We start from the raw sequence: 26,810 nt of genomic DNA on the forward strand, positions 1-26,810 counted from the left end.
GACGACCTCCACCAGCGCTACGAGACGGCCTGCGACCCGCGGCTCAACCGCAGCCAGTCCCTCGACCTGGCCTTCCTCGTCGCCGAGATGTACCGCGACCAGTAGGGCGCGATCAGTCGGTAGATAGCTACGAGAGTGGGGCGCGGATCCTTGTGATCCGCGCCCCACTCTCGTAGGAAGGGCTTTTCGGCCACCGACCCGCCGGGTAAGGTTAGGTTAGCCTTATCGATCAATCGGCGGGAGGTGAACCGCGTGTACGTCTGCTCATGCTTCGCAGTCACGGAGAAGCAGGTCAAGGAGCACGCGGAGGCCGGCGCCTGCACGCCCCGCCAGATCGCCTCCGCCTGCAAAGCGGGCACGGACTGTGGCTCGTGCGTACGTCGGATTCAGGCCATCCTCGGGCGCGGCAACTGCCCGCGACGGGAGCTGGTGGACCAGGGCCGCCCGGCCCTGACGGCCGAGGCCGCCGAGGTCGCCGGCGTGGTCGAGGCCGTCGGCGTGGTCGAGGTGACCGGGATCGTCGAGGCCGTCCCGCTGCCGGAAGCCGCCTAGCCCCGCCGGGATCAGCTCGGCTGCTCGATGAGCGTCGAGCAGTACAGCGCCTCGCCCAGCTGCTCGATCAGCTCCAGCTGCGTGTCGAGGTAGTCGATGTGGTGCTCCTCGTCCGCCAGGATCTCCTCGAAGAGGTTGGCCGAGGTGACGTCGCCCTTGGCCCGCATGACCTCGATCCCGCGCCGGAGCCGGTCGATCGCCTCCACCTCGACCTGCCGGTCGGCCTCGAACATCTCCTTGACCGTCTGGCCCACCCGGACGTGGAAGAGGCGCTGGTAGTTGGGCAGGCCGTCCAGCATGAGGATGCGCTCGGTCAGCTTGTCCGCGTGCTTCATCTCGTCGATGGACTCTTCGCGGGTGTACTTCGCGAGCTTCGTCCAGCCCTTGTTGTCCTGGATGCGGTAGTGCAGCCAGTACTGGTTGATCGCGGTCAGCTCGCCGGTCAGCTGCTCGTTGAGGAACTCGAGGACCTCGGGGTCGCCCTGCATCGCTTCGGAATCCTTCCACGCCATGTCGGTGCCGCCACTGGGCAGGATGGCCGCATCCTTGCAGCGGCCGGAGGTCGCGTCCAGTAAGTACAGGCTTACCGGCAGTTGTCCCAATCGTCAGAATATCCCCGGGATGTCGGTGCATGGCTGGTCATGACCACCCCTCGCGGTCTGTCACCATGGATGACATGGGTCAGCCGGAGGGCGGAGATCGCCGGGAGGAAGCAGCAGCGGTGGCGGCGACGGATCTGCCGCCGGGACAGCGGCTCCAGCGCGGCTGGCCGGTCACCCACTACGGTCCCGTTCCCCGCTTCAAGCCGGATCGCTGGGAGTTCCGGGTCTTCGGCGCGACCGCGGACGGCGACAAGCGCTGCTGGAACCACGAGGAGTTCTCGGCGCTGCCCTTCGCCACCGTCGTGGCGGATCTGCACTGCGTGACGAAGTTCAGCATGCTGGGGGCCGAATGGGGCGGTGTCCCCGCCCGCACGATCCTGGAACTGGCCCCGCCCGCGGCCGGCGCCACGCATGTCATGGTCTGGGCGGAGTACGGCTACAGCGCCAACATGCGCCTCTCCGACTTCGCCGACGAGCGCACGATCTTCGCCACCCACAAGGACGGCGAGCTGCTCACAGCGGAGCACGGCTTCCCGCTGCGGCTCGTGGTCCCGCACCTCTATGCCTGGAAGGGCCCGAAGTGGGTGCGGGGCGTGGAGTACATGGCCGCCGACCGGCGTGGCTTCTGGGAAGAGCGCGGCTATCACAACATCGGTGACCCGTGGACGGAGCAGCGCTACTCGTACCAGGAGGAGCCGGGCGACGGCCCTGAGCTCTGAGGGTCGAGAACCCTCAGTGGTACTGGTGGACGACGGCGTGGCCCTTGCCGCGGCCGATCATCCACTTGTTGACCGGCGTGGTCAGGACGAAGGCGACGAAGAGCGAGATCGCCAGGGTGATCCAGAACAGCGCGTCGGTGAGGTGCGCGTCCATGGCACCCGGCCACAGCGCGATCACGCCGTTGTCGATGATCTCCATGACGGCGATGGACAGGGTGTCGGCGGCGAGCGCGACCTTGAACGCGGTCCTGAAGTCGACGCCGGCCTTGAGGATGCCGCGCAGGGTGAGGGTGTAGCCGAAGAAGAACGCCAGGATGATGGCGAGCACCATCGTCGGCATGTTGCCCCAGCCGAACGCGGTGCCGACGATCATGCCGAGCACCTCGCCGATGGCGCAGCCGGTGAGGCAGTGCAGCGTGGCCTGGGCGGCCATGGACCAGCTGACCGGGCCCGCGCCGTGACCGTGATGGGCGTGGTGACCCTCGTGGCCCGCGTGACCCTCGTGACCCTCGTGCCCCTGGTGGTGGCCCGCGTGACCCTCGTGGCCTTCGTGACCCGCGTGGCCTTCGTGCCCCTGGTGCTGTGCGTGGTGCTCGTGACCCTCGTGGGCGGTGGCGGCGTGCTGCTCGTGATGGGCGTGTGCGTCGTGCTCCATGGATGCCCCCGTGCGTGGATAAGCGTTCCTGCGTGCTCCGGAACGCTATACCCCTACGGGGTATTCCTCAACGAGTTTCTTTAGTAGTTCCACGTCCGCCTTGTGGCCCGGCGTCCCGCCGGGCGTCTCGATGATCAACGGTACGCCGTCCGTGGCCGGATGCCCCAGCAGATTCCGGAAGGCGTCCTCACCGATGTGACCTGCGCCGATGTTGGCGTGCCGGTCCTTGTGCGCGCCCACGGCCTCCTGCGAGTCGTTGGCGTGGATCAGCTTCAGCCGGCCCTCGCCGACCACCGACACCAGCTGGTCGAGCGTCTGGTGGGCGCCGTGCGGACCGGTCAGGTCGTGGCCCGCGGCGAAGATGTGACAGGTGTCGAGGCATATGCCGAGCTTCGGATGGCGGTCGAGCGCGTCGAAGTACGGACCGAAGTCCTCCGCCCGCGAACAGAGCGAGGAGCCCTGCCCGGCCGTCGACTCCAGGAGCAGGAACGGGTCGTCGTCGTGCGTCAGCTCGTCGAGCAGCGGCAGCACCCGCTCCCGTACCTGCGCCAGCGCCTGCGCGCGCGGCCGGCCCCCGGTCGCCGAGCCCGTGTGCACGACCACTCCCTTGGCGCCGATCTGCCGGCCGCGGCGCAGCGAGTGGCGCATCGACTCCACCGACTTCTCCACGGTGGCCTCGGTGTGCGAGCCGAAGTTGATCAGGTACGGGGCGTGCACCCAGGCCGACAGGCCCTCGGCCTCGCATTCGGCCCGGAACCTCTCGTCCTGGGCCGGGTTGCCGGGCGGGGTGGCCCAGCCGCGCGGGTTGGCGACGAAGACCTGCACGGTCTCGGCGCCCAGCTCGCGCGCGTAGCCGAGACCGGTGGTGGCGAGGCCGCCGGCCACGGGGACATGGCCGCCGACGGGGTTGCGCATGGGTGCTTACAGTCCCTTGATCGTGAGGGTGACGGCAGAGCCCTCGGCAGCGGTCGAACCGCCTTCGACGGACTGGCCCGAGACGGTGTCGCCGAGGAACGGGAAGGTCTTCTCGACCTTCACCTCGAAGCCGGCGTCCTCCAGCTCCTGCTTGGCCTCCGCCGTCTTCATGCCGACGACGTCCGGGACCTCGACCTGCTTCGGGCCCTTGGAGACGGTGAGGGTGACCGTGTCGCCCTTGGCGGCCCGGCTGCCCTGGGCGAGGGACTGCGCGGCGACCGTGCCGTCGTCCTCGGGCGAGTTGACCCGCTCGGCGGCGACCGTCACCTTCAGGCCGGCGTCCTGGAGGGTGGCCGTGGCGTCCTCGACCGACTCGCCCGTGACGTCCGGGACCTCGATGGGCACGCCCTTGCTGACGACGAGGGCGACGGCCGAGTCCGGGGCGCGCTCGGTGCCGGGCTCCGGGTCGGAGCCGGCGACCGCGCCCTGGGCGACGGATTCGCTGAAGTCGTAGGTGATCACGCCGGGCGCCAGGCCCTCGTCGGCGAGCCGCCGCTTCGCCTCGGCGAGCGGTATGCCCTTGAGGTTCGGGACCTTCACGACCTTCGGGCCGCGGGACAGGGTGAGCGTCACCCGGCCGTTGCCGCGGATCCGTTCGCCGGGCGCGGGGTCGACGGCCATCACCGTGCCGCGCTCGTACACGTCGCTGAAGTCGCGCTTCGTCGTGCCGACGTCCAGACCGGCGGCGGTGAGCCGCTTGGTGGCCTGGGCCTCGGACTGGCCGAGGACGGCGGGGACGCGGGTGAACTGGCCGGCGTTGATGTACCAGACGCCGGTGCCGATGCCGAGGGCGAGCAGGACGGCGGCGACGATCAGGAAGGGGCCGCGCGGCCGGCGGCGAGCCGGCGCGGTCGCGGTCGCGGGCGCCGGGACCGGCGTCGGGAGCACGCTGGTGTGCTCGACCGGCAGCGGCCGGATCCGCGGGATGACGCTGGTCCGGTCCTCGGGGCCGGAGCCCTCCGGGGCCGGGGCCTGGGCCCGCTCGCGCGGCGGTGCGGCGTCCAGCTGCTCCTCGCCGAGCCCGGCGCGGGCCTCGCGGACCCGCGCGAGCAGCGCGACCGCGTCGTACGGCCGCAGCTCGGGGTCGCGGGCCGTGGCGGCCGCCACCAGCGCGTCCAGCTCACCGGCGAGGCCGGGGACGTCGGCGGAGGGGGCGGGCACGTCGGTGTTCAGGTGCTGGTAGAGGACCTGGGCCGGGGTGTCCCCGGAGTGCGGCTTGGCGCCGGTGAGCATCTCGTACAGGACGACCCCGCACGCGTACACGTCCGCGCGGGTGTCGGCGGTCCCGTGCTCGATCTGCTCGGGCGCGAGGTAGGACACGGTGCCGAGGACCGAGCCGGTGGTGTCGGTGGCCGTGCCCACGGCCCGGACCAGCCCGAAGTCGGCCACCTTCACCCGGCCGTCGTCCCCTATGAGGACGTTCTCCGGCTTCATGTCCCGGTGCACGAACCCGGCCCGGTGCGCGGCGCCCAGCGCGGCGAGCACCGGCTCCAGGATGTCCAGTGCCGCGCGCGGCCGCAGCGCGCCCCGCTCGCGCAGCACGTCCCGCAGCGTGCACCCGGCGACGTACTCCATCGCCAGATAGACGTACGCCCCGTCCGCGCCCTGGTCGAACACCCCGACCACGTTGGGGTGCGCGAGCCGCGCGACGGACTTCGCCTCCCGCATGAACCGCTCCACGAAGGCGGCGTCCGTCGCCAGCTCCGGATGCATCACCTTGAGCGCGAGCACCCGGTCGAGCCGGGTGTCCACGGCCCGGTAGACCGTGGCCATCCCGCCGACGGCGATGCGCGCCTCGACGCGGTAGCGGCCGTCGAGCAGCCGCCCGGCGAGGGGGTCCTGAAGGGTCGTGTCCACGGCGTCGAGTCTACGAGGGCGCCACGACACCCCCGCCCGCGCGGCCGGGACTGCAGCGCAGCTGTGACGAGGCCCTCGCCGTGACGAGGGCCTCGCGCGGGCGTCAGAACGCCGGGCGTTCCGGGTCCAGGCGGGCGCGGCCGTCCGCCGGCGACGACGCCTCGGCGAAGTGGCGGCGGGGGATGCGGCCGGCGCGGTGGGCCAGGCGGCCCGCCTCGACGGCGTGGCGCATGGCGTCGGCCATGAGGACGGGGTCCTGGGCGCGGGTGACGGCCGAGGCGAGCATGACGGCGGCGCAGCCCAGCTCCATGGCGAGCGCCGCGTCGGACGCCGTGCCGGCGCCCGCGTCGAGGATCACCGGCACGCCCGCCCGCTCCACGATCAGCTCGAAGTTGTGCGGGTTGCGGATGCCGAGGCCGGAGCCGATGGGCGAGCCGAGCGGCATGATCGCCGCGCAGCCGACGTCCTCCAGCTTGCGCGCGAGGACCGGGTCGTCGTTGGTGTAGGGGAGCACGGTGAAGCCGTCGTCGACGAGCGTCTCGGCCGCGGCGAGCAGTTCCTCGCCGTCCGGCAGCAGCGTGCGCTCGTCGGCGATGACCTCCAGCTTGATCCACTCCGTGCCGAGCGCCTCGCGCGCGAGGCGCGCGGTGAGCACGGCCTCGCCGGCGGTGAAGCAGCCTGCGGTGTTCGGCAGGACGCGGATGCCGAGCCGGTCGAGGACGGAGAGCACGGAGCCCCGCACCGTCGGGTCGAGGCGGCGCATGGCGACGGTGGTCAGCTCCGTGCCGCTGGTGACCAGCGCGCGTTCGAGGACGTCGAGGCTGGGCGCCCCGCCCGTACCCATGATGAGGCGGGAGGAGAACTCCGTGCCGCCGAGCAGGAACACGTCGTCGGACATCGCGCTCAGCCTCCCTGGACCGCGGTGAGGACCTCGACCCGGTCGCCGTCGCCGAGCAGGGTGGTGGCCCACCGGCCGCGCGGGACCACGGTCTCGTTGACGGCCGCGGCCACTCCGGAGGAGGCGCGGGTGAGGGTCGCGACGAGGGCGTCTAGACGGACGGGCCCGTCCAGGACCCGGCTCTCTCCGTTCACGGACACGGTGAGGGAATCGGACACGTTCATGCGTGCTCCAGGTGTGCGGGGGAGAAGCGGCGGGCGGTGAAGGGCCGGGCCTCCTCCGGCAGGGCGCCGGTGGTGAGGGCCTCCGCCATGACGTCGCCGGTGACCGGGGTGAGCAGCACCCCGTTGCGGTAGTGACCGGTCGCCAGGTGCAGCCCGGGCAGGGCACTGGGGCCGAGCAGCGGCGCGTTGTCGGGGGAGCCGGGGCGCAGCCCGGCGCGGGTCTCGGTGAGCGGGAGTTCGGTGATGCCGGGGACGAGTTCGTGCGCGTCGCGCAGCAGCTCGTAGACCCCGCCGGCGGTGACCGTGGTGTCCCAGCCCAGCTCCTCGCTGGTGGCGCCGACGACCAGCTCGCCGTTCTCGCGCGGCACGAGGTAGACGTGGCTGCCGCGGACGACCGCGCGGACGGTCCGGGACAGGAAGGGCGCGTACGCGGGCGGCACCCGCAGCCGCAGCACCTGTCCCTTCACGGGCCGTACGGGCGGCAGGACCTCGGCCGGTACGCCGTCGAGCCGCCCGCTCAGGCTGCCCGCGGCCAGCACCACCTGGTCGGCGGTCACCTCGGCGCCTCCCGCCAGGACGGCGCCGCGGGCCCGGTCCCGTACCACCGTGAGCCGTTCGGCGACGGCCCGGTGGAAGACCACGCCGGCCCGCTCGCACGCGGCCACCAGCGCGTCGGCGAGCCGCCGCGGGTCGACCTGGTGGTCGCCGTCGACCCGGAGCCCGCCGCGGACGCCGGGCGCCAGCATCGGTTCCAGGCGCCGGCACTCGCGGCCGCTGAGCCACTCCGAGGTGAGCCCGCAGCGGGTCTGCAGGGCGTGGAGTTCGCGCAGATGGGCGCGGTCGTCGGCGTCGAGGGCCACGGCGAGGGTGCCGCAGGCGCGGTAGCCGGTGTCCAGGCCGCCGGACGCCTCGGTGAGCTCGGCGACGAAGTCGGGGTAGCGGCGGGCGGAGGCGAGGTTGAGGCCGAGGAGGGTCTCCTCGCCGTAGTGGAGTTCGGTGACGGCGGCGAGCATGCCGGCCGCCACCCGGGCGGCCCCGCCGCCCGGTTCGGGGTCGGCCACCGCGGTGCGCAGGCCGCGCTGCGCGGCCCGCCAGGCGGTGACCAGGCCGATGATCCCGCCCCCGATGACGAGGACGTCGAGCGCGCCGGATGTTCCGGACGTGTCGGACCTGTCGGATGTACGCGACATGGGCGTCCAGCCCCTCCCTTCGCCGGCATGACCCGGATCAGGTTCGTACGGTCGGAGGCCGGCCAGCCTCCCTCTCAGCCCGGTGCGTCCGGGCTCCCGCGAGTGCTCTACGCCGGTCAGACTAACCGCCGTCGCCGGGTGGGTGCAGGGGGCCTCTCGCCCCGGCGGCCTCCCCGCTGGTTCCTGACGGAGCGTCAGATGCGTAAGGTGGTCGGGTGAGCGAGCAGAAGCAGGTTCCCCACCACGTAGTCATCGCCGGCGCCGGAATGGCCGGTGTGCAGACCGCCGTCGCCCTGCGCGAACAGGGCTTCACCGGCCCCGTCACCCTCATCGGCGCCGAGCCGCACCAGCCCTACGACCGGCCGCCGCTGTCCAAGGCGGTCCTCCTCGGCAAGGCCGAGGACTCCGCCTTCGACGTCGACTTCGAGTCACTCGGCGTCGAACTCCGCCTCGGTGTCGAGGTCACCGGAGTGCGCCCCGGCGACCACGAGGTCGACACCGAGGCCGGCCCCGTCCCGTACGACACCCTCGTCGTCGCCACCGGCGCCCGCCCGCTCACCCTGCCCGGCAGCGAGGGCGTCCCCGGCGTCCATCTGCTGCGCACCCTCGACGACGCCGCCCGGCTCGGCGAGGTCCTCGCGCGCCGCCACGACGTCGTGGTGGTCGGCGCCGGCTGGATCGGCGCCGAGTTCGCCACCGCCGCCCGCGAGGCCGGCTGCGCCGTCACCGTCGTCGAGGCCGCCGACCGGCCGCTGGCCGGCGCGCTGCCCGCCGAGGTCACCGCCCCGATGGCCGGCTGGTACGCCGACAGCGGCACCGAACTCCGGCTCGCCGCCCGCGTGGAGCGCGTCGAGGAGGGCCGGGTGGTCCTCACCGGGGCCGACGGAAGCACCACCCGCATCGCCGCCGACGCCGTCGTCGTCGGCATCGGCGCCCGCCCCGACACCGACTGGCTGGCCGGCTCCGGCGCCGCCCTCGACCCGAGCGGCGCGCTCCGCGCCGACGACCGGCTGCGCACCTCGCTGCCCGACGTGTACGCGGTCGGCGACTGCGCCTCCTTCCCGTCCGCCCGCTACGGCGAGCGGCTCCTCGTGCACCACTGGGACAACGCCCTCCAGGGCCCGCGCACGGTCGCCGCCGACATCGTCGCCGCCGTCTCCGGGGCGCCCGCCGGGACCGTCCCCGCCTACGACCCGGTGCCGTACTTCTGGTCCGAGCAGTTCGGCCGCTTCGTCCAGTACGCCGGACACCACGCCGCCGCCGACACCCTGCTGTGGCGCGGCGACCCGGCCGAGCCGGCGTGGACCGTGCTGTGGCTGCGCGACGAGGTCCCGGTGGCGCTGCTCGCGGTCGGCCGGCCGCGCGACCTGGCCCAGGGACGGCGGCTGATCGAGCAGCGCGCCGCCGTCGACCCGGAGCGGGCCGCGGACCCGTCCGTCCCTCTGAAGGCCGCAGTCCGGTAGGGCCCGACTACCGGCTGCCAGTCCGGGATGGCAGGCTTGTCCCGTGACCGAGATTGACGCAAAGACCGATGCTCTCGTCCCCGCCTGGCTCTTCCTTCCCGACATCGCGGAGATGTTGGACATCGAGGTGACGCGCGTGCGGCAGCTGGTCAAGGAAGGCCAGCTCATCGCCGTGCGCCGAGAGGTGCGCCCCGGCGAGAAGATCCTCCAGGTGCCGGCCGCCTTCATCCAGGACGGCAAGGTCGTCAAGGGCCTCGCCGGCACCCTGACGCTCCTGCGGGACGACGGCTTCAGCGACGAAGAGATGCTGGAGTGGCTCTTCACCCCGGACCCGAGCCTGCCGGGCACGCCCGCGCAGGCCCTCGGCGAGAATCGCGGCACGGAGGTGAAGCGCCGCGCCCAGGCGCTCGCCGTCTGACACGCACCACCGACGACCCACCAGGGGCCCACACGGCCGGGACACCGGCCGCGCGGGCCCCGACCACCCGACGGGGGGAACCACCATGTCCACGTCCCGCGCACAGCTCGCCGACGCCCGGCTCTACCTGTGCACCGACGCCAGGAAGCGCCAGGGCGACCTGCCCGCCTTCCTCGACGCCGTGCTCTCCTCCGGCGTGGACATCGTGCAGCTCCGCGACAAGGGCATGGAGGCGGGCGAGGAGCTGGAGCACCTGGCCGTCCTCGCCGACGCCTGCCGCCGCCACGGCAAGCTCCTCGCGGTCAACGACCGGGCCGACGTCGCCCACGCCATCGGCTCCGACGTGCTCCACCTCGGCCAGGGCGACCTGCCCGTGCCCGCCGCCCGCGCCGTCCTCGGCGACGAGGTGCTGATCGGCCGTTCCTGCCACGCCGAGTCCGAGGTGGCCGCGGCCGCCGCCGAGCCGGGCGTGGACTACTTCTGCACCGGCCCCTGCTGGCCCACCCCCACCAAGCCCGGCCGCCACGCCCCCGGCCTCGACCTCGTGCGGTACGCGGCGGGACTCGCCCAGGACCGGCCCTGGTTCGCCATCGGCGGCATCGACGAGAGCAACCTGGACCAGGTCCTCGACGCCGGCGCCCGCCGGATCGTGGTCGTCCGCGCCCTCACCGAGGCCGACGACCCGGCCGCCGCCGCGGCCGCCCTCGCCAAGCGGGTCCGCGAACGCGCCGTGTGACCACCCGGATGTCCGCCAAAGCTGTCCTGAAAGGTGTCCACAGGGCGGACTCCGCTTTATCCGTGGCTTGGACCCCGTCTAACCTGCCCGTATGGCCCTTGGTACCGCTTCCGTCCGCTCGGACCGCGCACGCACGGTCCGCGACATCCTCGCGTCCGGCGACACCTCGTACTCCTTCGAGTTCTTCGCGCCCCGGACCGAGAAGAGCGAGCAGAGCCTCTGGGACGCCATGCGCCGCATCGAGGCGGTCGCGCCGAGCTTCGTCTCCGTGACCTACGGTGCGGGCGGCTCCACCCGCGGCGGCACGGTCAAGGCCACCCAGAAGATCGCCTCCGACACCACCCTCACCCCGGTCGCGCACCTCACCGCCGTCGACCACTCGGTCGCCGAGCTGCGCAACATCCTCGGCCAGTACGCCGACGCCGGCATCAGGAACATGCTCGCCGTCCGCGGCGACCCGCCGGGCGACCCGCTCGGCGAGTGGGTCGCGCACCCGGAGGGCGTCCACTACGCGGCCGACCTGGTCCGGCTGATCAAGGAGTCCGGCGACTTCTGCGTGGGCGTCGCCGCCTTCCCCGAGATGCACCCGCGCTCGGAGGACTGGGACACCGACGTCCGCCACTTCGTGGACAAGTGCCGGGCCGGCGCCGACTACGCGATCACCCAGATGTTCTTCGACCCGGAGGCCTATCTGCGGCTGCGCGACAGCGTCCAGAAGGCCGGATGCGAGACCCCGATCATCCCCGAGGTCATGCCCGTCGTCAGCCTCCGGACACTGGAACGGCTGCCCACCCTCAGTAACGCCCTCTTCCCCGCCGACGTGAAAGAACGCATCCTCGCCGTCAAGGACGATCCGGCCGCTGTACGCTCCATGGGCATCGAGTTCGCGACGGAGTTCTGCGCGCGGCTGCTCTCCGAGGGTGTCCCCGGACTGCACTTCATCACGCTCAACAACTCCAGGGCGACGCTCGAGATCTACGAGAATCTCGGACTGCACCAGCAGTCCTGACCGGCCGTACCCGCCCCTACCCGCGGCGGAGGCCGTAGGAGAGGGGCGGGCATGGGGTGGACGGTCCTCTACATCGCGTTCGGTGTCGTGGCGCTGTGGCTGCTCGGTGAGGTGCTGCTGCAGTACAAGGCACGCCTGCGCTGGCGGCTGCTCGCCTTCGGCGGCTTCCTCGGCGTCGTCGTCGGCGTCCTGGTGCCGTCCGTCGTCGTCATCGTGGTCGGCGCCGTCGCGTTCGCCGTCGGCCAGACCTATGTGACCCTCTCCTTCCGCCGCGGCTTCTCCACCGGCTGGGCCATCGGCGGCCGCCCGGGCGCCAGCCGGCGCCGCCGCGCGGGCTCCGCCGCGGCCAAGGCCGGCCCGACGCTGGAGGTCAGCGACCTCGCCTACGAGCCGGCCGGCGGACCGGACCACGAGGACGGCCCCGACGGTCCCAGTGGCCCCGAGGTCATGGCCGCCGAGACCACGGCGGTCTACGAGCCGGAGCCCATGCCCGAGGACACCGGCTCCTACGGCGTGTACGGCGCGTCCGGCACCGGCTACGACCAGCAGCAGCCGCAGTACACCGGCCACGCCGACCCGTACGCCGGCTACGAGCAGCAGCCCGCGTACGACTACGGCGCCGGCGGCCAGCAGCAGTACCCGGCCTACTCCGACCCGTACATCGGCCAGCAGTACGGCGACGCGGGGCAGCAGTACGGCACCTACCAGCAGCAGCCCTACGCCGACCCGTACGCCCCCTCGTACACCTACGACACCCCGCCCGGCGGCATCTGGGTCCCGCAGCAGCGCGACACCGACCAGCAGCAGTACCCCGACCAGCAGCACCAGCAGCACCAGCAGCAGCCGCCGCAGCAGCAGTACGGGTACGGCGAGGACCAGCAGCACCGCTACTAGCCTTCGGCTCCCGGCGGGGCGCCGGTCACTGCGAGCCGCGGAAGCCGGCGCCCTCCACGATCAGCCCGGCGACCAGCGCGCCCGACATCCCGGCGTGGGCCAGCCCGCCGCCCGGGTGGGACCAGCCGCCGGCGAAGTAGAGCCCGGGCACCGGTGAGGCGTTCGCAGCCGGCAGCCAGCGGCCCCGGTCACCGGCGAGCGCCGGGCCCGGGACCTCGGCCGCGCCCGTCTCCAGAAGGGTGTCGTCGGGGGTGCGGAGCTCCTGCCACAGCAGCCGCTCGCGCAGATCCGGCACCACCATCTCGGCCTGTATCAGCATCTTCCCGGCGAACTCCGTCCAGGACGACAGGGCGCCCTCCGTCGCCGTGACCGTCACCGACTCGTGGTCGTCGTCGGGCCGCAGCGACGGGTCGTCGGGCCGCAGCACCGTCACGGTCGGCAGGTCCGCCGTGGCGTGCACCACCGTGCGGTGCACCGCGCCGGGCTCCCGGGCGCCGCGCAGCGCCAGGCAGACCGTCACCCGGCCCGTCCGCACCGGCTGGAAGCGCGGCCACTCGTCCTGCCGCTCCCAGCCGACCAGCTGCTCCTGGTAGAGCATCGGCACGGGCGCGCCGGCGACCACGTGGTCCGCGCGCACCGTCTCGCCGCCCGCCAGCTTCAGCCCGACCGCCCGGCCGTGCTCCTGGAGGACCTCGGTGACCTCGGTGCCGAAGACGAACTCCACCCGCCGCTGCAGGCACCGCTCGTACACCGCGTCCGCGAGCGCCCGGATGCCGCCGGCCACGTACCAGCTGCCGAAGGTCTGCTCCATGTACGGCAGCACGGCCGCCGAGGCGGGGGCCGTGGCCGGGTCGAAGCCGTATCCCCACGCGTACGAGTCGAGGAGCGCGGCGAGCCGAGGGTCGCGCAGCTCGCGGGCGCCGACCTGGGCGAGCGTGGTCGTCGGACGGCGCAGCAGCCCCGCCTTGAGGGCCGGATACGGCTCGCGGCCGAGCGCGGTGGTGTCCGCGCCCTGCGGCTCCTCCAGGAGCGGACGCCGGGTGCGGTCCCAGGCCTCACGGGCCCGCCCCAGGAAATCGCCCCAGCGCTCGCCGGCGCCCGCGCCGAGCGCCGCGTCCAGGGCGGCGACCGTGCCGGCCCGCGAGGCGTTCGGCAGGTCGACCGTCGTGCCGTCGGCGAAGACATGACGGCTCGCCGGATCGACCTGGGTGAGCGTCACGCACTCCTCCAGCGGCTGCTTGCCCGTCTTCACGAACAGATCGCGGTAGACGGCCGGGAGATGGAGCAGCCCCGGCCCGGTGTCGAAGCCGAAGCCGTCGCGCTCCAGGCGGCGCACCCCGCCGCCGTACGTCGCGTTGATCTCGTACACCGTCACCCGATGGCCCGCCACCGCGAGCCGGGCGGCTGCCGCCATGGCGCCGAGACCCGCGCCGATCACCACAATCCGTGCCATGCCAGGGACCTTATCGGCCCCCGCCGACAATGACGCCGACCGGTCTGAGTACCCGTACCTAGAGGGCGAGATGAGTAGCCGCACGGATGGGCCGTGACCTGCGCGGAGGGGAGAGTGGACCGCACGGAAGGGGCGCGGCTCCGGCACCGCCGACACGGGGCGGCGGAAACGGGGTCGCGTGCCTGCCGGCACGGGGGAAACGGGGACTGCTCTCCGGGGGGCGCACCCAGGTGCGCGGGGGAGCGGAAACACCACGCCGGTCCGGCGAGGCTCGGGGGGATCGAGCCTCGCCGGACCGGCGTCTCTTTCGTTTGCTGCGCGTCCTGAGGCGGTCAGCAGCCGTGCACGCGCCCGTGCAGCAGTCGCGAGAGCGCCGCGTGCACGTCGTCCAGGGAGCGCTCGCTCTGGAACGCCTGCCAGTCGAGCGCGGCCACCAGGACCATGCCGACCAGCGCCGACGCCGTCAGCTGCACGTCGATCTCGTCGCTGAACTCACCGGCCGCCACGCCCTCGCGCAGCACGTTCTCGACGACCGCGACGGCCTCCTGACGGACCACCAGCAGCGTGGAGTTCCAGGCCCGGCCGGTGCGCCACAGCTCCGCCACGTACAGCTGGGTGAAGGCCGGATAGCGCTGGATGAAGACCAGACCGGCCCGGATCATCGCGTCCAGCGCCTCTATCCGGGTGCCGCCGCGGGCGGCGGTCTCCTCGGCCGCCGTCCGCAGCGAGGCGGCGAGCAGGGACACGCCGTGCCGCAGCAGCTCCTCGAAGAGCTCCGTCTTGCTCTTGAAGTTGTAGTAGACGGTCCCCTTGGCCACCCCGGCCCGCTCGGCGATCTCGTCGACCGTGGTCGCCGAGAAGCCCTGCTCCGCGATGAGGGTGACGGCCGCTTCGTAGAGCTTGGCGCGGGTGGCCTGCCGTCTGGTGCTGCTGCTGTCCATGGCGTCGATTCTCACAGAGGCGGTCCTTGTCACAGGGACAGTTCGGGGTGCAGCCGGTCCAGCGTCCACACCTGCTTGCGCCGGGCGGATACCGCGGTCAGGGCCAGCGCGCCGAGGGTGAAGGCGGTGAGCACGGCGACCGCCTGCCAGACCGGCCCGAGGCCGCCGCCGGTGATGAGCCGGCGCAGTGCCCCGATGACGTAGGTCATCGGCAGGTACGGGTGGATGGCGTTGAAGAAGCCCGGGCTCGTCTGGACGGGGTAGGTGCCGCCCGCCGAGGTGAGCTGGAGCATCAGGACCGCGAGCACCAGGATGCGGCCGGCCGCGCCGAAGCGGGCGTTGAGCCACTGGATGATGGCGGCGAAGCAGCAGGTCACCAGGACGAGGAAGCCGACGGTGCCGGCGGCCCGGGCCATCTGCAGGCCGAGGCCCCAGTGGAGCACCGACATCAGGGCGCCCACCTGGAGCACGCCGATCGCGGCGACCGGCAGCCAGCCCGCGAGCGCGATCCGCCAGGCGGAGGCGCCGGCGGCGAGGGCGCGCCGGTTGAGCGGCTGGATGATCATGTACGCGACCATCGCGCCGACCCAGAGCGAGAGCGGGATGAAGTACGGGGCGAAGCCGGTGCCGTAGTTGGGCGCCTTGTGCATCGACTGGGCGGCCAGCTTGACCGGGTCGGCCATCACCTCGGTGCGGTGGTCGCGGTCCTGCTTGTCGTAGTCGGGGATCTTGTCGACGCCGTCCTTGAGGCCGGTGGCCAGCTGGCCCGAGCCGTCCGCCAGCTTGAACAGACCGCCGTCCAGCTGACCGGCGCCCTTCTTCAGCTTGCCGACACCGGTGTCGAGGCCGGCCGAGCCGGACCGGGCGCTGCTGAGGCCGGTGTGCAGCTTCTCGGCGCCGTCGGCGACCTTGTGGGCGCCCGCGTTCAGCTCGTTGATCTTCTTGATCGCGCCCTCGATGTCCTGGTCCAGGTGCGGGGCGCGCCGGGCCAGCTCGTCGGCGTCCTTCTTCAGCTTGGCGAGCCGGGTGTCCAGGGTCTTCAGGTCGCCCTTGCTGTCCTTGGTCAGCTCGTTCAGGTCGTCGGCGATCTTCGAGACGTCGCCGGCGGTGACCGAGGCCTTCTTCAGCAGCTCGCAGCCCCTGGCGTCGGCGAGCGGATTGCCCGCGCACTGCGTCCGGTAGTACGCGGACAGGTCCTCGTCGGCCTTGTGGGCGGCGCTGCGGGCGATCGGGGCCCGGCGCACCAGGTCGTCCAGGTTGTGCCGGACGGCGGTCGCCGAGTCGGAGACCAGGCGGGCGGTGTCGCGGATCGACTTGCCGTTGTTGGCGAGGTAGGGGCGGACCTTGTCGGCGGTGCCGTTCACCTTGTCGGCGAGCTGCTGGGTGCCGCCCGCGACCTGGCGGGCACCGTTCTGCAGGTCCTTGGAGCCCTTGTCGAGCTTCCGGATGCCGCCGGCCAGCTCGCCGCTGCCCTTCTTGGCGTCCTTCAGGCCGTCGGCCAGGCTCTTGGAGCCCGCCTTCGCCTTGTCGACGCCCTCCTTGAGGTCGCCGGCGCCCTTGGCTGCCTCGGCCGTGGCGTCGTGCAGGTCGGAGAAGGAGATGAAGATCTTGTCGAGGAACTTGCGCGAGGAGTTCGTGGAGGCCGCGGCACGCACCTCGGAGAAGACGGTGCGGGAGATCGAGCCGACGATGTAGTTGTTGGCGTCGTTCGTCCGGACCTGCAGGGCGCCGGTCTCGGGAGCGTCGCCGGAGCTGGAGGCGATGCGCTCGCTGAAGTCGGCGGGCATCGTCAGGGACAGGTAGTACGTGCCGTCCTCGACGCCCGCGCGGGCCTCGTCGTCGCTCACCTCGTGCCAGTCGAAGACGGCGCTGTCGCGGAGCTTCTTCGTGATGTCGGAACCCGCGGTGATCTTCTGGCCGCCGGCGGTGGCGCCCTTGTCCGCGTTGACGAGGGCCACGGGGATCTTGTCGAGCCGGCTGTACGGGTCCCAGAACGACCACAGGTACAGCGCGCCGTACAGCAGCGGCAGCAGCAGGATCGCGACGAGCGCGGCGCGCGGGAGCTTCCCCCTGCCGAACCGCTTCAGTTCGAGCGCGGCGAGCTTATGCGAGCGCACCGGACTCCCCCTTCCCGGACTTCGTGATGCTTGCGGTGACGGTGCCGTCCTCAGGGGCGGTGCCGTCTTCGGTGGCGGTGCCGGCTTCGGTGGCGGTGCCGGTGCCGGCGGGCTCGGCCTTCGCGGGCTCGGCCTTCGTGGGCGCCGGCTTCGTGGGCTCGGCCTCGGCGGGCGCGGCCTCGGAGGGCTCGGCCTTCTCCGTCGGCTTCGCGTGCCTGGCGGGCGCGGCGGCCTTCGCGGGCTTGGCCTGCTTCGCGGGCTTCGCTTGCTTCGCGGCGGGGGCCGTGGAGACCGTCAGGGCGTCCTCGGGGGCCTCGCTGCAGACGGCGAGGACCGTGGTGCCGGCCGCGGCGATCGACCGCAGCAGGTCCCACGCCTCGGCGCGGTCGGCGTCCGAGAGCTTGAGGTCGGCGTCGTCGATGGCGAGCAGCCGGGGCTTGCCGATCAGGGCGAGCGCGAGCGACAGGCGCAGCGCCTCCAGGCGCTCCAGGTCCCGTACGGAGGTGCGGTCGCCCTTCGGCAGGGTGGCCGGGTCGAGCCCGGCGGCGGCCAGTGCCTCGTCGATCCGGGCCCGCGCGGCGGCGCGGCGCTCGGCCGGCGGGCGCAGCAGGGCCTTCAGGGAACCGTCGAAGCGGCGCTGGAGCATGACCCGCTCGCGCAGGTGCTCCGCGACGGTCAGGGCCGGGTCCAGGTCGCTGACGCCCGGGACGGGGCCGAGCGCGCTGATCCTGCGCACGGCCGCCATCTTGCGGGGCAGCGGCAGCCCGGCGACCTCGGCGTGGCCCTCCTGGGCCTTCATCCGGCCGGTGAGCGCGAGCAGCAGGCAGGTGCGGCCCGAGCCCGAGGGACCCTCGATGGCGACCAGGCTGCCCGGGGCGGCCTCGAAGCCGATCCCCTGGAACGCCCAGCCGCGCGTGCCCTTCAGTCCGAATCCGTCCGCGACGACGGCGGCGCCGTGGTTCGCTTCCACCATCCCCCCTCTTTTGAACTGACCAGTCAGTGCAAAAAGTTACCGCTGAGTTGGCGAACTGGCAAAAGCCCAGGTCAGCGCGATTGTCAGTGGTGCCGTGCACGATGAGCGCATACGGCCACAGCGCCGTCACCCGACGACAGGAGGCTCGTCATGGCCGGCAACTCCGCCGCAGCCACGCCCCGGCGCCACACCGGAAGTCGCCCTGCCCCCGCCCAGCTCGGACCCGCGTCCGACATCCACCCGGTCCTGCGCCGCACCTCGGCCCCGCCCGCCGCCCTCGACCTGCTCGCCAAGGCCGCGGCCGGACTCGACGAGGCCGCCGCGCTCGACGTGCCGAACGAGCGGTACGCCACCGCCCACCTCGCCGCCCTGCGCACCGCCGCCGCCGTGCTCGCCGCCCGCGGCCGGCCCGAGCGCGACCCCCGCAAGCGGGCCCGGATCCGCAGCGCCTGGGAGGTGCTCCCGGAGATAGCGCCCGAGCTCACCGAATGGAGCGCCCTCTTCGCCTCCGGCGCCGAGCGCCGGGCCCGCGCCGAGGCCGGCATCACCGGCGCCGCCAGCCGCCGCGACGCCGACGACCTGCTCCGCGCCGCCGCCCACTTCCTCCGCCTGGTCGAGCGGCTGCTCGTGCTCCAGCCGGTGCTGCCGCGCCAGCCCGGCGCCGAGGAGGCCACAGGATGATCGGGGGACACGGCCCCAGGCCATAGGGTGGGGGCGTAAGCCCCCGTCACCGAGGAGTCAACAGCCGTGTCGGACCCTTCCGCCGTCTCCGGTCGAGAGGCGACCTCGCGCCCGTCGCGCGCCTCCCTGCGCACCGCCGTCGTCTGGGACGTCCTCAAAGACGCCCTCGACCGCCGGGTCAAGGCCACCGGGCAGGACGGCCTCGACGTGCTCGACACGGGCGGCGGCTCCGGCAACTTCGCGGTCCCGGTGGCCCGCCTCGGCCACCGGGTCACCGTCGTCGACCCCAGTCCCAACGCGCTCTTCGCCCTGGAGCGGCGCGCCGCCGAGGCCGGCGTCGCCGACCGGGTCACCGGAGTCCAGGGCGACATCCGCGGGCTCTTCGACGTCGTCGACCGCGAGGGCTTCGACACCGTCCTGTGCCACGGCGTCCTGGAGTACGTGGACGACCCGGCCGAGGGCGTGCGCAACGCGGCCGCCGCGCTGCGCCCCGGCGGCGCCCTCAGCCTGCTCGCCGCCGGCCTCGGCGGTGCCGTCCTGGCCCGCGCCCTCGCCGGCCACTTCACCGAGGCCCGCACCGCGCTGAGCGACCCGGACGGCCGCTGGGGCGCGGGCGACCCGGTCCCGCGGCGCTTCACCGCCGAGCAGCTCACCGTCCTGGCCGCCGACGCGGGCCTCGACGTCGGCGCCGTCCACGGCGTGCGGGTCTTCGCCGACCTCGTGCCCGGCGTCCTCGTCGACACCGAACCGGGCGCCGCCGAGGCCCTGCTCCGCCTGGAGGCCGCGGCCGCCGAGCTGCCGTCCTTCCAGGCGATCGCCACCCAGCTGCACGTCCTGGGCACCAAGCACGCCTGAGCCCCGCGCGCCACTCGCACGGCGCTGCCCCGCGGCCACGGCTGCGGGGCGGCGGCATACCCGCTGATCAGCGGTGCGGCGGCGGATGGAGTACGCCACAGCCCCGCCGAACAGGGACTTGTCCCCGTATGATCGGAAGACACCATCCGGCATGACGGGCCGGGGGCTGGGGAATCAACGCCTCAGCATCCGATCCGCATGGCGGCCCGGATTGGCGATTTGGATTGAGGGCGGGTTTCACGGGGGCGATTCCCTGCCTATCCTGAAAGGGCCGCTAACCGGTCGCCCCCGCGACCGACGACTAGGAGGACTCCGTGCCGCTCTCGGAGCACGAGCAGCGAATGCTCGAGCAGATGGAGCGAGCGCTGTACGCCGAAGATCCCAAGTTCGCGACAGCGCTCGAGGGAAGCGGGCTGCGTACGTACACCCGGCGACGGGTCTACCAGGCAGTCGCCGGCTTCCTGGTGGGTATCGCGCTCCTCATGGCCGGAATGGTCGCCCAGCAGATCTGGATCAGCGTGGTGGGCTTCCTCGTCATGCTGGGCTGCGCGGTCCTCGCGATCACTGGCTGGCGCAAGGCCCCCAAGCCGGGCGAGCACCTGCGGGGAACCGCGGGCGGCCATCGCACCCGGCAGCGCCGCTCCATGATGACCCGCATCGAAGAACGCTGGCAGCGCCGCCGCGACGAGCAGCAGGGCGGCCACCACTGACGCGGCCCGGACCGCAACCGACGACATGACGCGAGTGGGCCCGCACCGAAAGGTGCGGGCCCACTCGCGTCATGTCGTCGGTTGCGCCTTCCGGCTACGAGGGCTTGCGGACCAGCGCCCGCATCCGCAGCGCCCACGCGCCACTCACCCGGGTCCACCGCTCCCGCGTCGCCCAGACCACCCGCGCCGCCGACTTCGGCAGCAGCACCGCGCGCAGCCGCGCCCGGCGCGACGCCGCGGTGTGCAGCGCACGGCGGACGGCCGTGGCCTCCGGGGCCAGGGCGGCGCCGGCCGGGGGTCGCGGGGCGTAGAGAGTCTCCTCCACCGCGCGTGCCACCCGGTGCAGCGCGTCGGCCGCGTCGAGGGGAAGCTCGCCCAGGGTGAAGATGCGCGCCGCGGTCTTGCGCGGGGTGCGGGAGTCGTCGGGGAGGATCCCGTAGTCCCAGGCGGTGTCGTTGATCTCGCGCCAGACGGCGAGGACACCGCCCGAGGGGCCGAGCCGCGCCGCCCGGACGCGGCTGCGCCAGAGCAGGGGCAGCAGCGGGAGCGCCAGCACGAGGAGCACGGCCAGGGACACCAGGAGCACCTGGGTCCAGGGCAGGCCGTCGTCGCCCGCGAGCGCCGCGCCCGCCGCCTTGTCCGGGCCGCACTCGCCGAGCTTCCTGGCCTGCGGCGGGCAGCTCTCCTGGGCGCTGGGCGCCGCGGAGGGCTGGGCGCTCTGGCCGGCCGAGGGCTGCGCCGACGGGGTGGCCGCGCCGCCGGAGGACCGGTCGCGGGTGTACTCGGGGACCGAGCCGCGCGACGGCGTCGGCTCGAAGCGCGTCCAGCCGGTCCCCTCGAAGTACAGCTCGGGCCAGGCGTGCGCGTCCCGGATGCCGACCGAGACCGAGCCGTCGCTCTGCGGGGTGCCCGGCATGAAGCCGACCGCGACCCGGGCCGGGATGCCCAGGGAGCGGGCCATCGCCGCCATCGAGAAGGAGAAGTGGACGCAGAAGCCCTCCTTGTCCTTCAGGAAGCGGGAGATCGCCTCCACGCCGGTGCCGGACTTGACGTCCACGTCGTAGCGGAAGCCGCCGTCCCGGGCGAACCAGTCCTGCAGCCGCACCGCCCGCTCGTAGTCGGTGCGCGCCCCGCGGGTGACCTTCAGGGCCGTGGACCGCACGTCGGCCGGCAGCGAGGCCGGGACGCGGGTGTACTCGCGGCGCAGGGCGTCCGGCGCGGCCTGGGCGTCGGCCAGCTGCTCGGCGGTGGGCCGCACGTCCAGGCTGGTCACCGTGTAGCGGGCGCCCTTGGTGTTCTGCCCGTTGTCGCCGACGAGCATCCGGCCGGCCGGCTCGTACCGCCAGCCGCCGCTGATGGAGACCCGCGCCGCCGGATACGGCATGGGCAGCCACTTCTGCTCGTACGCCGTGGAGGCGACCAGGTTGGTGGTGACCTCAGAGACGCTGACCCGGGAGGACAGGCCGTCGGGCCAGGGCAGGTTCTCGGGCACGTCCTCGATCGGGCGGACCGAGGACTTCCACGCGGTGCCGTCGAACTGGTCGAGGGCGACGAGCCGCAGATACAGGCCGCTCGTGTCGAGCGCGTTGGTGCGGTAGCGCAGCACCTCGCGGTTCTCCGGCTGGCGCAGGTTGTCCTGGAGCGAGACCAGCGGGTTCACCGCCGAGATCGTCCCGCCCTTGCCCTTGCCGGAGCCCCCGCCCTTGCCGCCGTCGAGGAAGCCCCCGCTCAGGCCGGGCAGCGCGAACGGCACCACGAGCGCGACGCCCAGGGCGACCGCGCCGATCCGCCGCCCGGTGCGCACCGGCGCGGACGCCGGTCCGCCCTTGCCGGAGCCCTCGCCGCCGCCACCGCCGAAGACCCGGCCCCACTGGGACAGCCGGTCCCGGCCCTCGGCCAGGAGCAGCAGCAGATAGCCGGCCGCGGCGAGCAGGAACAGCAGTCCGCCCGCGCCGCCGCCGGAGAGCCCGGCCGCCACCGAGTACAGGGCGAGCAGCGGCAGTCCCGCCGGGGCCGCGCTGCGGAAGGTCACCGCGAGCGTGTCCACGAGCAGGCCGACCACGGCGACGCCGGTGACCAGGAGCAGCCGGATGCCGGCCGTGTTCGGCGCCGGGATGGCGTACGTGCCGACGTCGGTCACGCCGGCCTGGAAGAGGCTCCCGAAGGAGGCGAGGACGTCCGGGCCCGGCAGGAGGCCGAGGACCGCCTCCTCGCGCGCGAAGGCCACGGTCAGCGCGAGCAGCGTGACGAGTGCCTGCGCGGCGATCGTCAGCGGCCGGGCCAGCGGCACCCGGCGGGTCAGCAGTCCGACGGCGCTCTGCAGGCCGAGCACGACGACCGCGATGAGGATCCAGTCCGCCGGCTTCACCAGCGGCAGCAGCGCGGCGGACGCCGTCAGCGTCGCGCCGAAGGCCGCAAGCGTCAGCCGCCCGCGCCCGCTCATGACCAGCCTCCGTACGTTTCGGCCGCGGGAGCCTGCGCCGAGGCCCCGCCGGCGAGCTGCCACAGTTCGGCGAGCCGGGCGCCGGGCGCCACGGCGAACGCCTGCCAGCCGGCCTCGCACAGCCGGCGCACCCGGTCCTCGACCGCCCCGGCGACGGCGCCGCCGGTCAGCCAGGTCCCGGAGTCGAGCACGAAGGCGACGGCGGTGCCGTGCCGCTGCCGCATCCGGGCGGTGAGCGCCGCCTGCTCCTCGTCGAGGTCGCCGAGGAAGGCGACGAGGAGCCCCTCGTGCCCGCCGCGCAGCACGTCGTACGCCCGGGAGAGCCCGGCCCCGTCCGAGTGCTCGACGACGGCGAGGGTGTCCAGGAGCAGCCCGCCGGTCTCGGCGGCGCCCTCGACGGAGCGGCCGGCCTCGGCGAAGCCCTCGGCGCCCTCGCCGGGCACCGTGCTGCCGCTGTCGGTGAGCAGCCGCACCGAGAAGCCGCGCTCCAGCATGTGCGTGAGCACGGAGGCGGCGCCGGAGACGGCCCACTCGAAGGCCGAGTCGGGTCCGCCGCCCTCGTAGGCGACGGCCCGGGTGTCGAGCAGCACCGTGCAGCGGGCGCGCTGCGGCTGCTCCTCGCGGCGCACCATCAGCTCGCCGTAGCGGGCGGTGGAGCGCCAGTGGACCCGGCGCAGGTCGTCACCGTGCCGGTAGGCGCGCGGAATGATGTCGTCGTCGCCGGCGAGCGCGAGGGCCCGGTGCTGTCCGTCGCCGTAGCCGGAGGACTCGCCGCCGAGCCCGACCGGCGGCAGCGCCTCGGTGCGCGGGATGACGGTGAGGTTGTCGTGGGCGCTGAAGGAGCGGGTCAGCTCGCACATCCCGAAGGGGTCGCTGAGCCGCAGCTGGAGCGGGCCGAGCGGGAAGCGGCCGCGCAGGTCGGAGCGGACCCGGTAGGACACCTCGCGCCGGCCGCCGGCCTCGACCCGGTCGAGCACGAAGCGGGGCCGCGGCCCCAGCATGTACGGCACGTGGTCCTGGAGCATGAGCAGGCCGGTGGGCACGCGGGAGACGTTGTCCACGCGGAGGTGGACCCGGGCCTCGGCGCCGGTCTCGACCCGCTGCGGGGCGAGCCGGCGGCTGCCCGCGACCCGGTAGCGGGTGCGGTGCAGCACGACGACGCAGATCAGCGGGAGCACGGCGAGCAGCAGTCCGACGCGCAGCAGGTCGGACTGGCCGAGCACGTAGGCGCAGACGGCGGCGGCGATCCCGGCGGCCAGGAAGGACCGGCCGCGGGTGGTGAGCCCGCCCAGGGCGGCCCGCAGGCCGCCCCGGTCGCCGTCCTCCCGCTGCCCCTCGCCCTGGGGCGGATGCCCCTGCGGGGCCGGCGGAGCGGCGGCGGTGCCCATCACAGCCGCCGGCCGCCGGGCTGGTGCTGGCCGTAGAGCGGCCCGGCCTGCGGCGCGGGCGGCGCGGCGGCGGGGACGGGGGTGCGCTGGAGGATGTCGTGCACGACCTGCTCGGCCGTGCGGCGGCCGAGCTGCGCCTGCGCGGTGGGCAGCAGCCGGTGGGCGAGCACCGGGGCGGCGAGCGCCTGGAGGTCGTCGGGCAGCACGTACTCCCGGCCGCTGAGCGCGGCGGACGCCTTCGCGGCCCGCAGCAGGTGCAGCGTGGCGCGCGGGGAGGCACCGAGCCGCAGCTCGGGGTGGTTGCGGGTGGCGGCGACCAGGTCGACCGCGTAGCGCCGGACGGCGTCGGCGACGTGCACCGCGCGCACGGCCTCGACGAGCTTGAGCACGTCATGGGCGTGGGCGACCGGCTGGAGGTCGTCGAGCGGGGAGACCGAGCCGTGCGCGTCGAGCATCTTCAGCTCGGCGTCGGGGCTCGGGTACCCCATGGAGACCTTGGCCATGAAGCGGTCGCGCTGGGCCTCGGGCAGCGGGTAGGTGCCCTCCATCTCCACCGGGTTCTGGGTGGCGACGACCATGAAGGGGCTGGGCAGCTCGTAGGTCTGGCCGTCGACCGTGACCTGGCGCTCCTCCATGGACTCAAGGAGCGCGGACTGGGTCTTGGGCGAGGCCCGGTTGATCTCGTCGCCGATGACGATCTGGGCGAAGATCGCGCCCGGCTTGAACTCGAACTCGCGCCGCTGCTGGTCGAAGACCGACACGCCCGTCACGTCCGACGGCAGCAGGTCGGGCGTGAACTGGATGCGGCGCACCGAGCAGTCGATGGACCGGGCCAGTGTCTTGGCCAGCATGGTCTTGCCCACGCCGGGGACGTCCTCGATCAGGAGGTGTCCCTCGGCGAGGAGCACGGTCAGTGCGAGACGTACGACCTCGGGCTTGCCCTCGATCACACCCTCCACCGACCGGCGGATCCGCTCCGCTGTGGTGGTCAGATCAGCGAGGCTCGCTCGATCGTCATAGGTCGTCACCCGGCCCTCCTCGGCCCTTCGCAGCACCGACACCTGCCCCCGGCACGGTGGCCGGGGGGTGTCACCCGTGCATTCTTGTTGCCGCGAGCGGGTCGTGTCACTTGCCCCCGGCCCGCCTGTGGATAACTGCGGGTGAATTGCCGGGGTTTGAGGGCTTGTGGCGGAGCGAATCGTCTGCTCGGCTCCGTCAGTTCGCCGGGTCGATCTCGCGCAGCAGGCCCGACGTCACGTCGAAGACGAAGCCGCGGACGTCGTCGATGTGCGGCAGGAACGGCGAGGTGCGCACCCGCTGCATCGACTGGCGGACGTCCTGGTCGACGTCGCGGAAGGCCTCCACGGCCCAGGCCGGGCGCTGGCCGACCTCGTCCTCCAGCTCGTGCCGGAAGTCCTCGGTGAGCGACTCGAGGCCGCAGTTGGTGTGGTGCACGAGCATCACGCTGCGGGTGCCCAGCGCCCGCTGGCTGATGGTGAGGGAGCGGATGACGTCGTCGGTGACGACACCGCCCGCGTTGCGGATGGTGTGGCAGTCGCCGAGTTCGAGCCCGAGCGCGGCGTGCAGGTCGAGACGGGCGTCCATGCAGGCGACCACGGCCACCCGGCGCACGGGCCGGGCGTCCATTCCGGGGTCGGTGAAGTCGGCGGCGTAACGCGCGTTGGCGTGGACGAACCGGTCGATGACCGTGCCCTCGGTCTTTATCGCGTCTTCGGCGGTGGAGTGCGCAGAGGTCGACATGTCTCCGAAGGTAATGGTCACCGTGTGGACAAGCCTGCTGTGAGAGCGGACAAAGTCCGCCATAGAACCTTGTTGTGAGCGAACCCACAGGAGGCGGGAAACGGGTCCGTCCGGGTGAATCCCGCGAAACGACCGTCCGCCCCCGCCGCAGCGCGCGACGCGCCAGCCGGTTGGTTGACCGGCGGGTCCGGTGGACTAAAGTGGCGCGAAGTTCACGGAGACATCGAGCGAATTCCGCCGTTTCTCCCCGTAAGTGCGGCGGTACCTGCGGCTCGGCCTCCTTCCGCTCGCCGGTGGTACCTGTCTCCGCCGGATCTGAGAGGGCGCCTTGAGCAACGACCGACATGTCCCGGTGATGCTCCAGCGGTGTCTGGACATGTTGGCCCCCGCCCTCGGACGCCCCGGCGCCGTCGTCGTCGACTGCACCCTCGGGCTCGGCGGGCACAGCGAGGCGCTGCTCCGGCAGTTCCCGGAGGTGCGGCTCGTCGCGCTCGACCGGGACAAGGAGGCGCTGCGCCTCTCCGGCGAGCGGCTCGCCCCGTACGGCGAGCGCGCCACGCTCGTGCACGCGGTGTACGACGAGCTGCCCGAGGTGCTGGAGCGGCTCGGCATCCCGCGCGTCGACGGCGTCCTGTTCGACCTGGGCGTCTCCTCCATGCAGCTCGACGAGGCCGACCGCGGCTTCGCCTACGCGCAGGACGCCCCGCTCGACATGCGCATGGACCAGACGACCGGCATGAGCGCGGCCGAGGTCCTCAACACCTACCCGGCCGGCGAGCTGGTCCGCATCCTGCGCGCGTACGGCGAGGAGAAGCAGGCCAAGCGGATCGTGTCGGCGATCGTCCGCGAGCGCGAGAAGGAGCCCTTCTCCAACAGCGCCCGGCTGGTCGAGCTGATCCGCGACGCGCTGCCGCAGGCCGCCAAGCGCACCGGCGGCAACCCGGCCAAGCGCACCTTCCAGGCCCTGCGGATCGAGGTCAACGGCGAGCTGTCGGTCCTGGAGCGGGCCATCCCGGCCGCGGTGAAGGCGCTCGCCGTCGGCGGCCGGATCGCCGTCCTGTCGTACCACTCCCTGGAGGACCGGCTGGTCAAGCAGGTCTTCGCGGCGGGCGCCGCGACCACCGCGCCGCCCGGCCTCCCCGTCGTACCCGAGCAGTACCAGCCCCGCCTGAAGCTCCTGACCCGCGGCGCCGAGCTCCCCACCGAGGCGGAGATCGAGGAGAACCGCCGCGCCGCTCCCGCTCGTCTGAGGGGTGCGGAGCGGATCAGGGAGGACGTGGAGCCGTGAACCGGAAG

27 protein-coding genes and 1 riboswitch are annotated in these 26,810 nt (G+C 73.3%); of the genes, 12 read left to right on the forward strand and 15 right to left on the reverse strand.

Annotation, left to right across the window (positions count from 1 at the left end; all coding sequences use genetic code 11):
• A partial coding sequence (locus tag ACFYU9_RS30075; protein ID WP_389216963.1) for a 3-deoxy-7-phosphoheptulonate synthase occupies positions 1-105 on the forward strand: 105 nt, incomplete at its 5' end.
• Positions 106-243: 138 nt separating this feature from the next.
• Positions 244-552 (forward strand): bacterioferritin-associated ferredoxin, encoded by a 309-nt coding sequence (locus ACFYU9_RS30080; RefSeq protein WP_389346785.1) that lies wholly within the window; start codon positions 244-246, stop codon positions 550-552.
• Between the two features lie 11 nt (positions 553-563).
• On the opposite strand, the gene bfr is transcribed toward ACFYU9_RS30080, so the two are convergent.
• Positions 564-1,040 (reverse strand): bacterioferritin, encoded by a 477-nt coding sequence (gene bfr, locus ACFYU9_RS30085; protein WP_132915621.1) that lies wholly within the window; start codon positions 1,038-1,040, stop codon positions 564-566.
• 188 nt (positions 1,041-1,228) lie between these two features.
• On the opposite strand from bfr, the gene ACFYU9_RS30090 reads away from it, so the two are divergent.
• On the forward strand, positions 1,229-1,873 hold the full coding sequence (locus ACFYU9_RS30090; protein ID WP_389216080.1) for a sulfite oxidase-like oxidoreductase: 645 nt from the start codon (positions 1,229-1,231) through the stop codon (positions 1,871-1,873).
• Between the two features lie 13 nt (positions 1,874-1,886).
• Here the strand turns inward: ACFYU9_RS30090 and ACFYU9_RS30095 are convergent, their stop codons facing one another.
• From ACFYU9_RS30095 to thiO, 6 genes are all read right to left on the reverse strand, one after another.
• Positions 1,887-2,528 carry a DUF4396 domain-containing protein gene (locus ACFYU9_RS30095; protein ID WP_389346787.1) on the reverse strand — a complete coding sequence of 214 codons (642 nt, stop codon included), beginning with the start codon at positions 2,526-2,528 and terminating at the stop codon, positions 1,887-1,889.
• A gap of 45 nt (positions 2,529-2,573) precedes the next feature.
• Entirely contained in the window at positions 2,574-3,443 is an 870-nt protein-coding gene (locus ACFYU9_RS30100) for a deoxyribonuclease IV (protein ID WP_389216084.1), read from the reverse strand.
• A gap of 6 nt (positions 3,444-3,449) precedes the next feature.
• Positions 3,450-5,360 carry a Stk1 family PASTA domain-containing Ser/Thr kinase gene (pknB, locus tag ACFYU9_RS30105; RefSeq protein ID WP_389216087.1) on the reverse strand — a complete coding sequence of 637 codons (1,911 nt, stop codon included), beginning with the start codon at positions 5,358-5,360 and terminating at the stop codon, positions 3,450-3,452.
• 103 nt (positions 5,361-5,463) lie between these two features.
• A complete protein-coding gene (locus ACFYU9_RS30110) occupies positions 5,464-6,258 on the reverse strand; it encodes a thiazole synthase (protein ID WP_389216090.1) in 795 nt (264 codons plus the stop codon).
• A 5-nt stretch (positions 6,259-6,263) separates the two neighbouring features.
• The gene (thiS, locus tag ACFYU9_RS30115; protein WP_389216093.1) at positions 6,264-6,482 is read right to left on the reverse strand and encodes a sulfur carrier protein ThiS; all 219 of its coding nucleotides are present in this window, start codon (positions 6,480-6,482) and stop codon (positions 6,264-6,266) included.
• Entirely contained in the window at positions 6,479-7,672 is a 1,194-nt protein-coding gene (gene thiO / locus ACFYU9_RS30120) for a glycine oxidase ThiO (protein ID WP_389346790.1), read from the reverse strand. The genes thiS and thiO overlap by 4 nt, the downstream gene beginning before the upstream one ends.
• A riboswitch (TPP riboswitch) is annotated at positions 7,670-7,782 on the reverse strand. Its footprint overlaps the gene before it by 3 nt.
• 156 nt (positions 7,783-7,938) lie before the next feature.
• Between thiO and ACFYU9_RS30125 the strand changes: the two genes are divergently transcribed.
• From ACFYU9_RS30125 to ACFYU9_RS30145, 5 genes are all read left to right on the forward strand, one after another.
• Positions 7,939-9,135 carry an NAD(P)/FAD-dependent oxidoreductase gene (locus ACFYU9_RS30125; protein WP_389216966.1) on the forward strand — a complete coding sequence of 399 codons (1,197 nt, stop codon included), beginning with the start codon at positions 7,939-7,941 and terminating at the stop codon, positions 9,133-9,135.
• Between the two features lie 43 nt (positions 9,136-9,178).
• The gene (locus tag ACFYU9_RS30130) at positions 9,179-9,553 is read left to right on the forward strand and encodes an Rv2175c family DNA-binding protein (RefSeq protein WP_389216098.1); all 375 of its coding nucleotides are present in this window, start codon (positions 9,179-9,181) and stop codon (positions 9,551-9,553) included.
• Positions 9,554-9,638: 85 nt separating this feature from the next.
• On the forward strand, positions 9,639-10,289 hold the full coding sequence (gene thiE, locus ACFYU9_RS30135; RefSeq protein WP_389346793.1) for a thiamine phosphate synthase: 651 nt from the start codon (positions 9,639-9,641) through the stop codon (positions 10,287-10,289).
• Positions 10,290-10,380: 91 nt separating this feature from the next.
• Positions 10,381-11,298, forward strand: coding sequence for a methylenetetrahydrofolate reductase [NAD(P)H] (metF, locus tag ACFYU9_RS30140; RefSeq protein WP_389216104.1), 918 nt, complete (start codon positions 10,381-10,383; stop codon positions 11,296-11,298).
• A 51-nt stretch (positions 11,299-11,349) separates the two neighbouring features.
• Positions 11,350-12,192 (forward strand): hypothetical protein, encoded by an 843-nt coding sequence (locus ACFYU9_RS30145; RefSeq protein WP_389346795.1) that lies wholly within the window; start codon positions 11,350-11,352, stop codon positions 12,190-12,192.
• Between the two features lie 25 nt (positions 12,193-12,217).
• On the opposite strand, the gene ACFYU9_RS30150 is transcribed toward ACFYU9_RS30145, so the two are convergent.
• The 4 genes from ACFYU9_RS30150 to ACFYU9_RS30165 form a co-directional block, all read right to left on the reverse strand.
• The gene (locus tag ACFYU9_RS30150; protein WP_389346797.1) at positions 12,218-13,645 is read right to left on the reverse strand and encodes a phytoene desaturase family protein; all 1,428 of its coding nucleotides are present in this window, start codon (positions 13,643-13,645) and stop codon (positions 12,218-12,220) included.
• A 332-nt stretch (positions 13,646-13,977) separates the two neighbouring features.
• Positions 13,978-14,586 (reverse strand): TetR/AcrR family transcriptional regulator, encoded by a 609-nt coding sequence (locus tag ACFYU9_RS30155; RefSeq protein WP_389216112.1) that lies wholly within the window; start codon positions 14,584-14,586, stop codon positions 13,978-13,980.
• A gap of 29 nt (positions 14,587-14,615) precedes the next feature.
• On the reverse strand, positions 14,616-16,703 hold the full coding sequence (locus ACFYU9_RS30160; RefSeq protein ID WP_389346799.1) for a YhgE/Pip family protein: 2,088 nt from the start codon (positions 16,701-16,703) through the stop codon (positions 14,616-14,618).
• Positions 16,690-17,676: an ATP-binding cassette domain-containing protein gene (locus tag ACFYU9_RS30165; protein ID WP_389346801.1), complete on the reverse strand. Its 987-nt coding sequence runs from the start codon at positions 17,674-17,676 to the stop codon at positions 16,690-16,692. Before ACFYU9_RS30165 ends, ACFYU9_RS30160 begins: the two co-directional genes overlap by 14 nt.
• A 150-nt stretch (positions 17,677-17,826) precedes the next feature.
• On the opposite strand from ACFYU9_RS30165, the gene ACFYU9_RS30170 reads away from it, so the two are divergent.
• The 3 genes from ACFYU9_RS30170 to ACFYU9_RS30180 all read left to right on the forward strand — a co-directional run bounded on the left by ACFYU9_RS30170 (position 17,827) and on the right by ACFYU9_RS30180 (position 19,922).
• Positions 17,827-18,357: an SAV_6107 family HEPN domain-containing protein gene (locus tag ACFYU9_RS30170; protein WP_389216121.1), complete on the forward strand. Its 531-nt coding sequence runs from the start codon at positions 17,827-17,829 to the stop codon at positions 18,355-18,357.
• A gap of 66 nt (positions 18,358-18,423) precedes the next feature.
• Positions 18,424-19,212, forward strand: a complete 789-nt coding sequence (locus ACFYU9_RS30175) for a class I SAM-dependent methyltransferase (protein WP_389346803.1) — start codon at positions 18,424-18,426, stop codon at positions 19,210-19,212.
• A gap of 314 nt (positions 19,213-19,526) precedes the next feature.
• A complete protein-coding gene (locus ACFYU9_RS30180) occupies positions 19,527-19,922 on the forward strand; it encodes a DUF3040 domain-containing protein (protein WP_389216127.1) in 396 nt (131 codons plus the stop codon).
• 94 nt (positions 19,923-20,016) lie between these two features.
• Here ACFYU9_RS30180 and ACFYU9_RS30185 read toward each other — a convergent pair whose 3' ends face one another.
• The 4 genes from ACFYU9_RS30185 to ACFYU9_RS30200 all read right to left on the reverse strand — a co-directional run bounded on the left by ACFYU9_RS30185 (position 20,017) and on the right by ACFYU9_RS30200 (position 25,514).
• Entirely contained in the window at positions 20,017-22,365 is a 2,349-nt protein-coding gene (locus ACFYU9_RS30185) for a DUF3488 and DUF4129 domain-containing transglutaminase family protein (RefSeq protein WP_389346805.1), read from the reverse strand.
• A complete protein-coding gene (locus tag ACFYU9_RS30190; RefSeq protein WP_389216132.1) occupies positions 22,362-23,753 on the reverse strand; it encodes a DUF58 domain-containing protein in 1,392 nt (463 codons plus the stop codon). The genes ACFYU9_RS30185 and ACFYU9_RS30190 overlap by 4 nt, the downstream gene beginning before the upstream one ends.
• Positions 23,753-24,781 carry an AAA family ATPase gene (locus tag ACFYU9_RS30195; RefSeq protein WP_389216134.1) on the reverse strand — a complete coding sequence of 343 codons (1,029 nt, stop codon included), beginning with the start codon at positions 24,779-24,781 and terminating at the stop codon, positions 23,753-23,755. Before ACFYU9_RS30195 ends, ACFYU9_RS30190 begins: the two co-directional genes overlap by 1 nt.
• 187 nt (positions 24,782-24,968) lie before the next feature.
• Entirely contained in the window at positions 24,969-25,514 is a 546-nt protein-coding gene (locus ACFYU9_RS30200) for a beta-class carbonic anhydrase (RefSeq protein ID WP_389216137.1), read from the reverse strand.
• 328 nt (positions 25,515-25,842) lie between these two features.
• Between ACFYU9_RS30200 and rsmH the strand changes: the two genes are divergently transcribed.
• Positions 25,843-26,802: a 16S rRNA (cytosine(1402)-N(4))-methyltransferase RsmH gene (rsmH, locus tag ACFYU9_RS30205; RefSeq protein ID WP_389216140.1), complete on the forward strand. Its 960-nt coding sequence runs from the start codon at positions 25,843-25,845 to the stop codon at positions 26,800-26,802.
• Positions 26,803-26,810: the final 8 nt, after the last annotated feature.

This window comes from Streptomyces sp. NPDC004327 (assembly GCF_042873935.1).
Classification (GTDB): Bacteria; Actinomycetota; Actinomycetes; order Streptomycetales; family Streptomycetaceae; genus Streptomyces.